Here is an 11,825-nt window from a genome sequence, read left to right as displayed (position 1 = left end):
CCACCGACAACGCGTTCACGACTCCCCCGCCCGCCCCGTCCCACGACACCCCGTCCACCCCGTCGGCCGGGCCGCTGAGCTGCGCTTGGGAGCGAACCGTCGGCCGGTGCGTCACAACTGTGCCGGCGGCGACGGAGGGTCGGATGAGAAGCAAGCTCAAGAAACAGCGCGGGGACGAGGAGTTCGTCGAACTCGCGACCGCGCGCGGCGCGTATCTGCTGCGGACCGCCTATCTCCTCAGGTACTCCGCTTAGTAGCACCACACTGGCGCCAGGGCTTGATCGCACTGACGCGTCAGTTACTCGGTTGGCGCCTGGCTGTACCGTTCAACCGTGTTCGGAGCAGTGGACGGGTCCAGAAACACAAGCTCCCACGGGCCCGTGTTCACGTCGAAGTTCTTGCCGAACCCCACCCACTTGCCAGCGATCCGGCGGCCGGTCGGTTCGACAAGAAGCTGCCCTGGCCACCAGCCCGCACATCGCGGACGTGATCGCGGCCGGCATCGGGACCCCCGCCCGCGGTGGCCGGCGGCGCGCGACGAACCGCGGCCCGAGACCCGGAAAGGGTCTCGGGCCGCGGAGTCATCACGGCTGCCAGTGCCTCACGCGACGCCGAGCAGCCACGGGTTGCCCTTGGCCGTGATGTTGACTCCGCTGCCGGAGGCCAGCCACAGGTAGCCGTCGCCGCCCTTCCAAGCCGCCTCGAAGCTGCCGTCGGCCTTCGTCACCAGTTCCGGGCTGTTGGCCACGCCGAGCAGCCACGGGTTGCCCTTGGCCGTGATCGAGGCGCCGGAGCCGGTGGCGAGCCACAGGTAGCCGTCGTTGCCCTTCCAGGCGGTCTCGAACCCGCCGCCGGGCAGGGCTGCCAGAGACGGGCTGGTGGTGTCGGAAACGCCCAGCAGGAACGGGTTGCCCTTGGCCGTGATCGACGCGCCGCTGCCGGAGGCCAGCCACAGGTAGCCGTCCCCGCCCTTCCACGCGGCTTCGAAGCTGCCGTCGGCCATGGTCACCAGTGCCGGGCTGTCGGCCACGCCGAGCAGCCACGGCTCGCCCTTGGAAGTGATGTTCGTCCCGCTGCCGGAGGCCAGCCACAAGTAGCCGTCGCCGCCCTTCCAGGCGGCCTCGAACCCGCCGTTGGGCAGGGCCGCGAGGGCCGGGCTGGTGGTGCCGGACACGCCCAGCAGGAACGGGTTGCCCTTGGACGTGATCGTGGTGCCGCTGCCGGTGGCCAGCCACAGGTAGCCGTCGTTGCCCTTCCACGCCACCTCCCAGCCGCCGCCGGGCATCGCCACTATCGACGGGCTCGTACCGGCTGCCACGCCGAGCAGCCACGGCTCGCCCTTGGAGGTGATCGCGGTGCCGGTTCCGGTGGCCAGCCACAGGTAGCCGTCATTACCCTGCCATGCCGAGACCCAGGACCCGTCGGACAGGGTCGCGATCGAGGGAGTCGTGTTCTGGGCGACGCCGAGCAGCCACGGGTTGCCCTTGGAGGAGATCGAGGCGCCGTTGCCGTCGGCCAGCCACAGATAGCCGTCGCCGCCCTTCCAAGCGGTCGTGTATCCGCCGTTGGACGCGGCGGTCAGACCCGAGGAACCGCTGTGCGGCGTACCGGCCGGAGGCGGGGGCGGGGTGGACCCGCCGACCGGGCTGGAGAAGCCCATGACCTTGACGTCCGCGTAGCCGCCGGTCCAGTTGCCGCTGCTGTCATAGATCTTGTCGGTCCAGACGACCTGGCTCCCGGGCGTCGAGTTCCACTTGTTGCCGCTGCCGACCACGCTGCCTTCGTTGCCGCCGACCTCGGTGAAGGTGCCGTCGCTGTTGACCGCGGTGACGATCGCGACGTGGCCGTAGCCGCCCTTGATGGAGCTGTCGAAGTAGACGGCGTCACCGACGTGCGGGGTCGAGGACCAGGTGCCGTGGCTCTGTCCGTAGTCGTAGAAGCTGTTGGCCAGATCGTTCAGGGTGCCGTCGACGGTGACCCCGGCCTCGCTCCACACCCAGCCGGCGAAGTCGGCGCACCACTCCTGGGACTGGCCGGAGTTGCTGCCCGGCGACGCACAGCTGTTGTGCTGGTCGGTCGGCCCGTTGGGCGCGGAGTAGCCCGCGTAACGGGATCCGAGCCCGCACGGGCCGGTCGACCCGTTGCCGATCTGCCCGTCGGCGACGGCGGCGATCGTGTCGCCGACCGTCGTGGCCGAGGCCGAGCCGGCGGTCAGCACCATGGCCATCGGCGTCAGCAGTGCGGCAGTCAGTAGGCTGATGGCAAATCTTTTACGGTATGAGCGCATTACGGTACTCCTGGTGATGTGGTGTTGGTGAATCAGGAACCAGCGATGGAGGAGCGTTATCGACCCAGGGCCGAAAGGGCCGCCTGGTCGTCGGTCGCCGGACTGCCGGCGCCGAAGTCATCGGTTTCGAGGAGGGTCACGGTCGAGCCCTGCAGGACCAGGTAGACGCGGTCGACCTGATGGCCGGCGGAGCTCATCGGGGTCGCGACGCCGGTCCAGGTGGCGGACCAGGCGTGTCCGTCGCCGAGCGCCGCGGTCATGACGACGGTCGCGTCCTGCGACACCGGCGCGGTCGAGCGGCCCTGTTGCGCGCGCAGTTGGTCCTGGCAGGAACCCATCTGTTTGAGGCCACTGTCATAAGCCGCGGTCGCGGCGGTCGGGTCGGCGTACTGGAACGTCTGCAGGCGGGCTGTCGCGGTCCGGTGCTCGGCGCGGAACCCCTGCTCCTGGATCTGTGCCGCCTTGTTGAGGCCGTAGCAGATGGACTCGTTGCTCGTGACGTCCCACGAGACCGTGTGCGCGGGCTCCGATTGCTGCCAGCCATAGGCTCCGCCGGGGTCGGGAAGCCAGGCCGGGGTGGAGCTCGCGGGCGGACTGCTGATCGGGGTCGAAGGCGGTGCTGTCGGATGGGTCGGCGGCGCGGGCCTGGTCGCAGGGGGCGTACTCGGTCGGGCCGATGCGGTCGGCGCGGTTGTCGGAGCGGAGCCGGCTGTCGAAGAGGCCGAGGGCTGGCTGGTCGTCGCCGAAGTCCCCGAGGTGCCGGGCACCGGAGACGTGGCCGATGTGGCCGGTGTCGAGGGTGTCGTGCTCAGGCCCGGGCCGACGCCGCCGGTGGAAGACGAACCGGCCGAAGCCGCCGCCGCGGAGGTCTGGGCCGCGGAGGTCTGGGCCGCGGAACTCTGTGCCGCCTGCCCGCCGCACGCGGTGGTGACCAGGCCGAGACCGAGACCGACGACCACGGTCGTGGCCAGGACGAGCGGGCGAACCGATTTGGCGAGCTCCTTCATGAGGCTTCCTGGGGTTGAGGCCGGAGTTACCGGATGCTGGAGGAGGACTAGAGACGGCTGCCGCGCAGAACGCTGAGCACCTCGAACGACCAGTCGGACAGCGCCGGAGCGGTGGCGACGGCCTGTCGGCACAGGGACTCGGCGGCTTCCGCGGCCGGCGTGGCACCGATGCGCAGGAAGACCGCCAGATCGACGGCTCCGGTGTTGGGACCGTGGCGGGCCCGGACGTGTTCGAGCCGGTCGTCCGGCACGCTGACCGACCACAGGATGTCGACGACCACCTCGGGGCTGATCGCCGGCGGCGGGACGGTCTCCGGCGCCGTCAGGCGGACCAGGACCAGGTCCACCTCAGCCGCCGCACATGGTGCACGGCATGGATCCGCTGGCCGTCGGCACCGCCGTCCCGTGGCCGAGGGCGGTGACCGAGCCGGCGACCGTGGCGACAGCGCTGAGGAACAACGCCGAGAACACGACGCCGACCCGGGTGCGGGTTCGGGTTCGGATGCGGGTGCGGGTGCGGACTGCGATGTAAGTGGTTTGAGACATGGCGCTATCCCCGTTCGGCGGGCAAGTGTGGGATTCCTCGACGTCCGGCGATCTGTCCGGCGTCGGCCCGCCCGGGGCAACCCGGCTGGCAAGGAGTACTTTTCCAGGCCCTGACCTGCGAAAGAAGGGGATCCGGGTGGCACCAAACTGCCTGGCACCTTGGTGCCAGCGCACCCGCAGATCAGCCCCGCGCAAAGGTCTGGAACAGGGGTCTGGAACAGGTACGGAAGGGCTGTAAGAAAATGTAAGAGATCCGAGCCAATGGCCGCCTGCTCGACCACAATATGTTCGAACGCGTCGAGGGAGCGGGTCCTTGCACAGCTGGGGGCGGGATGTCGACAGGCACGAGGGTGGAAGTGGCCACTTTGCTCGGGCTCGGGCTGGCCGAACCGTTGGCCAGGCTCTGGATGGCGATGACCGCCATGCCCGGCGCCGGAGCGACCGATCTGGCCGAGCAGCTGGGGATCGAGGAAACAGAGGTCCGGCGGTACTTGGATGTTCTCGCAGACCGCGCACTGGTCCGGGTCTCGCAGCAGACTCCGGGACTGCTCGTGCCGATCACCGCCGAGGCGGCGCTGGCCCAGCTGCTGCGCCAGCAGGAGCAGGAACTGGCCGAACAGCAGCGCCGGTTCCAGGAGAAGCGGGACCAGATCACGAGGACTGTGACAGCGGACTTGGACGCCGGCGGCGGCGTCGGTGATCCCGCACAACGGGTCGAGCACGTGATCGGTGCGGACGCCATCCACTCAAGGTTCGAACAGCTCGCTTATTCGACCACGCAGTCCATCGACTCCTTGTTGCCGGTGACCGGGCTGTCGGAGCAATCGCTCGCCGACGCGTGGCCGCTGGACACCGAACTGCTGCGCCGCGGGGTCAAGGTGCGGACGATGTATCTGGAAGCCGTCCGCAACGACCTGCCCCTCCTGACGTACGTAAGGAACCTCCAGGCCGCGGGCGCCCAGATCCGCACGAGCCCGACTCTGCCGCAGCGGCTGTGCATCTCCGACCGCCGCATCGCGGTCGTCCCGCTGAAGCCGGGCATCCGGGGCTACGGCGTGGCGGTCATCAGCGCGCCCGGCGTCATCGCCTCCCTCCTGGAGCTGTTCGAGGCGGTCTGGCATCACGCCGCCCCGCTGGACGTCGGCAATCCCGTCGACACCGCGACCGGGCTGTCCGACACCGAGCGCAGTCTGCTGACCTTGTTGGCCGGCGGTACCACCGACGAGACCGCGGCGAAGAAGCTCGGCGTCTCGCTGCGGACCGTTCGCCGCATCATGGCCGATCTGATGCAGCGCCTCGAAGCCTCCAGCCGGTTCGAGGCCGGTATCAAGGCCGCGAAGAAGGGCTGGCTGTGAGGCGCCGGGGTCGGGCTTGTGCGGGAGGCGGCCGGTGAATCAGAGTCCGTTGTGGCGTAGCCCCGTGTTCCCCGGCCTGGACCTTGGCCGGGGAACACGGGGCTTCTCTCACTGAGGATTCAGTTGTCCGGCCTTCGTGGGTTACCTCACGCGATGCCGAGCAGCCACGGGTTGCCCTTCGCCGTGATGATGACTCCGCTGCCGGAGGCCAGCCACAGGTAGCCGTCGCCGCCCTTCCAGGTCGCCTCGAAGCTGCCGTCGGCCATCGTCACCAAAGACGGGCTGTTCGCCACACCGAGCAGCCACGGGTTGCCCTTGGCCGTGATCGACGCGCCAGAGCCCGTCGCCAGCCACAAGTAGCCGTCGTTACCCTTCCACGCAGTCTCGAAGCCGCCGCCGGGCAGGGCTGCCAGGGACGGATTGGTGGTGCCGGACACGCCCAGCAGGAACGGATTGCCCTTGGCCGTGATGTTGACTCCGCTGCCGGAGGCCAGCCACAGGTAGCCGTCCCCGCCCTTCCAAGCCGCCTCGAAGCTGCCGTCGGCCATCGTCACCAAAGACGGGCTGTTCGCCACGCCCAGCAGCCACGGGTTGCCCTTGGCCGTGATCGACGCGCCAGAACCCGTCGCCAGCCACAAGTAGCCGTCGTTACCCTTCCACGCGGCCTCGAACCCGCCGCCGGGCAGAGCCGCCAGCGACGGGCTCGTGGTACCGGACACGCCCAGCAGGAACGGATTGCCCTTGGCCGTGATGTTGACTCCACTGCCGGAAGCCAGCCACAGGTAGCCGTCGTTGCCCTTCCACGCCACCTGCCAGCCGCCGCCGGGCAGCGCCACTATGGACGGGCTCGTACCGGCCGCGACACCGAGCAGCCACGGCTCGCCCTTGGCTGTGATCGCCGTTCCGGAACCGTTGGCCAGCCACAGGTAGCCGTCATTACCCTGCCATGCGGCGACCCAGGACCCGTCAGGCAAGGTCGCGATCGAGGGCGTGGTGTTCTGCGCGACGCCGAGCAGCCACGGGTTGCCCTTCGCCGAGATCGACGCGCCGTTGCCGTCAGCCAGCCACAGGTAGCCGTCGCCGCCCTTCCAAGCGGTCGTGTATCCGCCGTTGGACGCGGCGGTCAGACCCGAGGAACCGCTGTGCGGCGTACCGGCCGGAGGCGGGGCGGAGGAGGAGACCTGGACGTCGAAGTAGTCGCCGTCGATGCCGAGGGTGACGCCGCCCCAGGTCTCGTTGTGCCCCGCGGTGTACTGGTGGATGCGCTGGTGGTTGGGCCAGTCGCCGCCGGGGATGCCGGGGTCGGCGACGGTGTTGCTGCCGCTGCCGGGGATGCTGGCGAAGTCCAGGACGTCCGGCATGGTGGCGGAGCCGTAATTGTTGATCAGGTCGTCGACCGTGCTCGACATGCTTCCGTAGACGCCGGCCAGGTACCCGTGCGCGTGCAGCTCCGCGGTCCAGGCGGCTTCGAATCCGACCACCAGCGAGGCGTTGGAGCCGCCGCCGCTGTAGCCCTCCATGTCGTAGGTGATCTCGGTGCCGGCGGGGAAGCCGAGAGCCGCGGCGTCGTTGACGGCGTCGTCCGCGGCGGCGGTGCCTTGGCTCGCTGAGGTGATGGTCGCGCAGCCGCAGCCGTTGCCCGGGCCTTGCAGCCCGACGTATATCGGCAGGAAGCGCCATCCGGCCGACGCCTGCTGGTCGACCCAGGCAGAGGTGAGGTTCGGCTGCGCGCACCCACGATTGGCGCCGCCGATGTAGACGCCGACGGCGGAATACGGCGAAGAACTCTTCCACGCACTCATCGAACCCGAGTCCGGCGCGGCGCAGGCGTCGAAGCCCTGGCCGCTGAAGTCGGTACTGCCGGCCGCGACGGCGGCGGCGGAAACCAGCGGGGTGCGCTGCCCGCCGGCCGTCGTGTCGGATCTCGGCGCGGTCGCCGTGCTCGGTGCGGGCGCCGTACTCGGTGCCGGCAGAGCCGCGCTGGCCAAGATGGACTGCGCCAGCGCGCGGTCGTTGTTGTAGGTGGCCGTGACCTGGAAGCCGTCTCCTGTCGTGTCGAACTCCCGCGCGACGGCATCGTCCGCGGTGTGGGCCGGCGCCGCGGATGCCGCCGCCGGCTGGATCAGCAACGTCTCGGTCCGCCCGAAGACCCGGGTGGGACAGTCCTGCCGGGCACCCGGCGTCCCCAGGTAGACGGCGTGCTGGTCGAAGCGCACGCACGTCGACGGCGCCTTGCCGAGGTCGACGACCGGCCAGCTGGCCGGAACGGTGAACTGGTGGCCCAGGTAGCTGACACTCTGGGTGCTGACACTCTGGGTGGCGGCCGGCGGCGGTGCCGCCGTCGCGGACGCACTGCCGACCGCGACGGCGGAGAACGCCGCACACAAGGCCGCGACCAGAGTCACCGCGCGTTGATGTCGTTGGATCACGTCTACTACTCCTCGTAAAGGGATGTACGTATAAGGGGGCTGAAAGCGAGCGGCAGCCGTTTTCGGCATGGCGACATCCCCATCGGAACCGGTGTCGGTGATCGTCTTCGGGCCGGTGATCCCGGTCCGGCGCCCCTGGTGTCGCCCGGGCTGGCAAGAAGCACTCTCGCAACTCCTGACCTGCGACGGAAGGTCAGGACGGAGGCACCAACGTGCCTGGCACCTTGGTGCCAGCGGCGCTGCAGGTCGCGCTAGCGGTCGCGCTGCAGGCCGCGAGAGTCAAGCCGAGCGGGACACCGCCGGGGGTGACAGGATTCTGCGGCAGACACCTGCGCGCGGTCGCTGGCCGCCGTCGACCTGCCGGCCTACGAGGCCTGCCGCGCCGACTGGCCGATCGATGTCTGGCCGCCGCTTGTTGTTCCCGACCTGAACGTGCTGTTGGATCTCTATCGTTGCCGTGAGGGTGGGAGCTGCGCAGGATGATTCCAGAAGATGACCGCCGGGAGATCACGTTCGCCGCGGAGCTGCGGCGGCTTCGACAGCGGGCCCGGCTGACGCTTGAGGGGCTGGCGGAGGCTTCTGGCGTCAGTGCTCGGACGATCGGGGGGCTGGAGCGGGGTCACAGTCTGGGACCGCAGCGGCGCACGGTGGTGGCGCTGGCCGACGGGCTGGGGCTGGATCAGGCCGAGCGGGATGTGCTGGAGGAGACGGCGGGGGTCGGGCGGCCTCGGCCGGTGACCGCGCCTGCTGGGTGGTGCGTGCCGCCGCGGGCGGTTCCGGATTTCACCGGACGCGACGGCGAGATCGGGACGATCGTGGCGTTGGCGGGCGGTTCCGGGCCGGCGGCGTCGGTGGTGGTGGTGCTGTCGGGTCCCGGGGGTATCGGGAAGACGACGCTGGCGGTGCGGGCCGGGCGGCGGTTGGCGGAGTCCGCGGGCCTGGAGTTGTTCTACGTAGATCTGCGGGGCATGGACGCTGAACCGCTGGAGCCGGCGACGGCGCTGTTCCGGCTCTTGAGGGCGCTGGGCGTCGGGAACCGCGATATACCGGAGGGCGTGGACGGCCGGTCGGGGCAGCTGCGCGCGTTGCTGGAGCAGCAGCCGGCGGTCATCGTGCTGGACAACGCCCGGGACGAGGAGCAGGTCCGTCCCCTGTTGCCCGGTGTCGGACGCGCTCGGGTGCTGCTCACCAGCCGGCGGCTGCTGACCGGGCTGGAGGGCGTCGAGCGGCTGGCCGTTCCCGCGCTCGCCGCGGATGCCGGGCTCGCCCTGCTCAGCGGCATCATCGGCGGGGCCGAGGGGCCACGCGGGGACGGGCTGGCCGAGCTGGCCGGGCTGTGCGGCGGGCTGCCGCTGGCGCTGCGCATCATCGGCAACCGGCTGGCCACCCGGCCGAACTGGACCGCGCGGCAGCTCGCCGACCGGCTGGCCGACTCCGAGCGGCGGCTCGGGCAGATCAATGCCGGAGACCTGCAGATCACCGCCGCGTTCGCGATGTCCTACGACCAGCTGACGCCCGCGGCCCAGCGCTTGTGCCGCCGCCTGGCGCTGGTCCCGGGCCCCGACTTCGAGGCGGGCCTGGCGTCCGTGCTCTGCGAAGCCGGCGTCTTCGATGCCGAGGATCTGCTGGAGGAGCTCTACGAGCTGGGCATGCTGGCCCAGGTCGGCGACGGCCGCTACGGCTTCCACGACCTGATCCGCTTGTTCGCCGGCGACCGTCTGGCCCGTGAGGAGAAAGCCGCGGAGCGGGAGCGCTTGCTCAAAGCCATGACCGATTGGCTGCTCGGCGTGGCGGTCGCTGCCGGGCGCTGGTTCGAACCCGACTACGGCGCGGCCCCGGCCGACTGGCGCGAGCCGGTGGACATGTCGACGTCGGACGCCGCCACGGCCTGGCTGCACACCGAGGCCGACAACTGGCTCGGCGCCTACCGCACCGCCGTCGCCCGGGAATGGGACCGCGAGGTCGTGGCCACGGCTGGCGCCTTCCACTGGTTCTCCGACCACTGGGACCACTGGGAACACTGGCGGGAGGTGTTCGGCGGCGCCGTCGCCGCGGCCGAACGACTCGGCGACGCCGTCGCGCACGCGACCCAGCTGAACAACCTGGCCTGGGCCTACGGCGCCGGTGGCGAGCGGCTGAAGGCGGCGGAGATCGGCCTCAGCGCGGTACGCGTCGCCGAGCAGGCCGGCGACCTCCGCCAGCAAGGCTGGGGCTACCAGTACGCGGCGCACTCGCTGATACCCATCGACCCGGCCGCGTCCCTGCGGTACTCCGAGCAGGCGGACCGCTTGATGGAAGAGGCCGGGGACATCGAGGGCCGCCTGTCGGTCCTGGTGACCCAGTCCGCCGCCCTGCTCTTCCAGAACCGGCCGAACGACGCCGCCGAGAAAGCCCGCCAGACGCTGGAGGTGGCCCGCGCCCCGCAATCCGGCCAGGCCAAGCGGATGATCGCCGACATGGCCAGGCTGAGCGGCCACTGGACCCTGGCCCGCGTCCAAGAAGGCCTCGGCGAGGACGACGCGGCCGAGGACTCCTGCCGCACGACCGCCGCCTTGGCCCAGAGCCTTGGGCTGCCGCTGTATCAGGCCAAGGCCGAGGTCGCCCTCGCGCGGATCCTGCACCGGGACGGCCGGAACGACAGAGACGGCCGGGACGACAGAGACGGCCGGGACGCCGAAGCCGTGGCGACGCTGCGCGCGGCCCGGGAGCGGTTCGCCGCGCTGGAGGCCACGGATGACATAGCGGAGGCCGATCAGCTGCTGGAGCAATGGGGCAACTCCACTAACTGATCCGCGGAGGCTGATCCGCGGAGGTCGCGACCGCGCACGGCTGCTCGTCACTTGCGCCTCAGCGCAGCCTTCCGCCTCGCGACCAAGATCCCGCCGCCCGCGCCGAGGAATGTCAGGCTCAGCAGACCCACCCCCACGAAATCCGCCCCGGTGTGCGCCATACGCCCGGTGCCGGGCGGCGTCGTGGTCGGCGGCGCCGCGACCCCGGCCGATGTCGTGGTCGGCGTCGGGGCTGAGGCCGTGGCTGACGCCGTGGCCGGCGTCGTGGTCGGCGGGGGCGGCGTGGAAGCCGTCGGGACCGCGCGGGTGGGCGAGGACGGCGTGCTCCGGTGCGTGGTCGGCGTCCGGGTCCCCGGCGTCGGGGCGCGCGTGGGCGTCCGGGCCGGCGTGGGGGCGTGCGTCGGGGTCGGGGTCGGGACCGGCGCCACTCGCGGCGGCGGTGCGACGCAGTCCGCGCTCTGCCCGTTCCAGACCGCGATCAGTCCGGTCGGTGTGACGACGTCCGGATACTGCGGCAGCGCTCCATGCCCCGCGCCGCTCCCACCGTCGAACACCGTGTCCCCGAAGTAGAGGTCGAACTGTGCGTAGCACGGCTGCCCGGGCACGGCGTTCGGCAGCGTGGGCCTGAGGACCCCGGTGGTGTGCGCGGCGTCGAGCACCAGCCGGCCGGCCGCCACAAATCGCTGCTGCCCGGAGCTCTCCCACGTCGCGCCCTGGGTGGCGTACCCGGCCACGGATATCGTGGCGGCGCACCCGGTGTCCACCGCCGGACCCGGGGCGATCCGCACCGCGATCCCGCCCACCGGCTCGGCCGCGAAGCGGTCCACGGTGGTGGCGACCGTCCACGCCGCCGTGGGCTGGGCGTGGGCGTCCAGCGGCGCGTATTCGAGGTCTGACAACGGGATCGAGCAGGAGGCGGCAGCATCGAGCGCCGCTGCCGGGACGGCGGCGTGCGCGGCGCCGGAAGCACCGACGACGACGAGGCAGGCCGCTCCGGCAAGGCCGGCGAAGCGGCGAGTCGATTGCATCATGGCTTTGATCCGTTCCTGCGAGTGGTGAGCGGGCGATGGGGCTGGGGGCAGTCAGACCCTCACCCTCACGGCAACGTGCAATAGCCGGTCGACTGCTCGCCCTGGACGTCGTAGCAGAGGAAGTTGTTCGAGTTGCCGCCGACATCCTGGGTGGTGACGGTCCAACCCCAGTTCGCGGGAGTCCCGCCGCACCCGACGTGCAGCGAGTAGTTCTCGTAGAGCGGCAGGCTCAGCGAGTACCGGGCGGTCGAGCCGTTGCTGACGGTGGGCTGCCAGGCGGCGAAACCGGAGCCTTGGTCGGCCTGGACCCAGACGCCTTCGACCGCGTTGCCGGAGACGCAGGTGACAGTGCCGCCGGCGCCGGGGGGCGGAGGCTTGGCA

The 11,825-nt window shown here is 70.8% G+C and carries 9 protein-coding genes and 1 pseudogene; 2 read left to right on the top strand and 8 right to left on the bottom strand.

Features of this window, described 5'->3' with window-relative positions:
* Positions 1–298 precede the first annotated feature (298 nt).
* The 5 genes and pseudogenes from KGQ19_RS53185 to KGQ19_RS43730 all read right to left on the bottom strand — a co-directional run.
* Positions 299–457, bottom strand: a pseudogene (locus KGQ19_RS53185) (XRE family transcriptional regulator); the annotation flags it as partial.
* A gap of 144 nt (positions 458–601) precedes the next feature.
* Positions 602–2,287 carry a CHAP domain-containing protein gene (locus KGQ19_RS43745; protein WP_212020705.1) on the bottom strand — a complete coding sequence of 562 codons (1,686 nt, stop codon included), beginning with the start codon at positions 2,285–2,287 and terminating at the stop codon, positions 602–604.
* A 56-nt stretch (positions 2,288–2,343) separates the two neighbouring features.
* On the bottom strand, positions 2,344–3,294 hold the full coding sequence (locus KGQ19_RS43740) for a hypothetical protein (RefSeq protein WP_212020703.1): 951 nt from the start codon (positions 3,292–3,294) through the stop codon (positions 2,344–2,346).
* 47 nt (positions 3,295–3,341) lie between these two features.
* Complete coding sequence (locus tag KGQ19_RS43735) at positions 3,342–3,641, bottom strand: hypothetical protein (protein WP_212020701.1); 300 nt, start codon at positions 3,639–3,641, stop codon at positions 3,342–3,344.
* 1 nt (position 3,642) lies between these two features.
* Complete coding sequence (locus KGQ19_RS43730; RefSeq protein WP_212020699.1) at positions 3,643–3,840, bottom strand: hypothetical protein; 198 nt, start codon at positions 3,838–3,840, stop codon at positions 3,643–3,645.
* A 356-nt stretch (positions 3,841–4,196) separates the two neighbouring features.
* Here KGQ19_RS43730 and KGQ19_RS43725 point away from each other — a divergent pair, with 356 nt between their 5' ends.
* Positions 4,197–5,195 carry a LuxR C-terminal-related transcriptional regulator gene (locus tag KGQ19_RS43725; RefSeq protein WP_307856693.1) on the top strand — a complete coding sequence of 333 codons (999 nt, stop codon included), beginning with the start codon at positions 4,197–4,199 and terminating at the stop codon, positions 5,193–5,195.
* A 146-nt stretch (positions 5,196–5,341) separates the two neighbouring features.
* On the opposite strand, the gene KGQ19_RS43720 is transcribed toward KGQ19_RS43725, so the two are convergent.
* Complete coding sequence (locus tag KGQ19_RS43720; protein ID WP_212020689.1) at positions 5,342–7,624, bottom strand: glycoside hydrolase domain-containing protein; 2,283 nt, start codon at positions 7,622–7,624, stop codon at positions 5,342–5,344.
* 479 nt (positions 7,625–8,103) lie between these two features.
* On the opposite strand from KGQ19_RS43720, the gene KGQ19_RS43715 reads away from it, so the two are divergent.
* Complete coding sequence (locus KGQ19_RS43715) at positions 8,104–10,413, top strand: XRE family transcriptional regulator (protein ID WP_212020687.1); 2,310 nt, start codon at positions 8,104–8,106, stop codon at positions 10,411–10,413.
* 47 nt (positions 10,414–10,460) lie between these two features.
* Here KGQ19_RS43715 and KGQ19_RS43710 read toward each other — a convergent pair whose 3' ends face one another.
* A complete protein-coding gene (locus tag KGQ19_RS43710) occupies positions 10,461–11,444 on the bottom strand; it encodes a hypothetical protein (RefSeq protein WP_212020686.1) in 984 nt (327 codons plus the stop codon).
* A 65-nt stretch (positions 11,445–11,509) separates the two neighbouring features.
* On the bottom strand, positions 11,510–11,825 hold a 316-nt coding region (locus KGQ19_RS43705; RefSeq protein WP_212020684.1), incomplete at its 5' end, for a hypothetical protein.

It is taken from the genome of Catenulispora pinistramenti, from assembly GCF_018274385.1.
Taxonomy (GTDB): domain Bacteria; phylum Actinomycetota; class Actinomycetes; order Streptomycetales; family Catenulisporaceae; genus Catenulispora; species Catenulispora pinistramenti.
This window is presented reverse-complemented; position numbering and strand designations above follow the sequence as displayed.

Bases quoted from the DNA above. Each gene is read 5' to 3' on its own strand.
- KGQ19_RS43745 (WP_212020705.1), bottom strand. From the start codon at position 2,287: ATGCGCTCATACCGTAAAAGATTTGCCATCAGCCTACTGACTGCCGCA.
- KGQ19_RS43730 (WP_212020699.1), bottom strand. From the start codon at position 3,840: ATGTCTCAAACCACTTACATCGCAGTCCGCACCCGCACCCGCATCCGA.
- KGQ19_RS43710 (WP_212020686.1), bottom strand. From the start codon at position 11,444: ATGATGCAATCGACTCGCCGCTTCGCCGGCCTTGCCGGAGCGGCCTGC.
- KGQ19_RS43715 (WP_212020687.1), top strand. From the start codon at position 8,104: ATGATTCCAGAAGATGACCGCCGGGAGATCACGTTCGCCGCGGAGCTG.
- KGQ19_RS43740 (WP_212020703.1), bottom strand. From the start codon at position 3,294: ATGAAGGAGCTCGCCAAATCGGTTCGCCCGCTCGTCCTGGCCACGACC.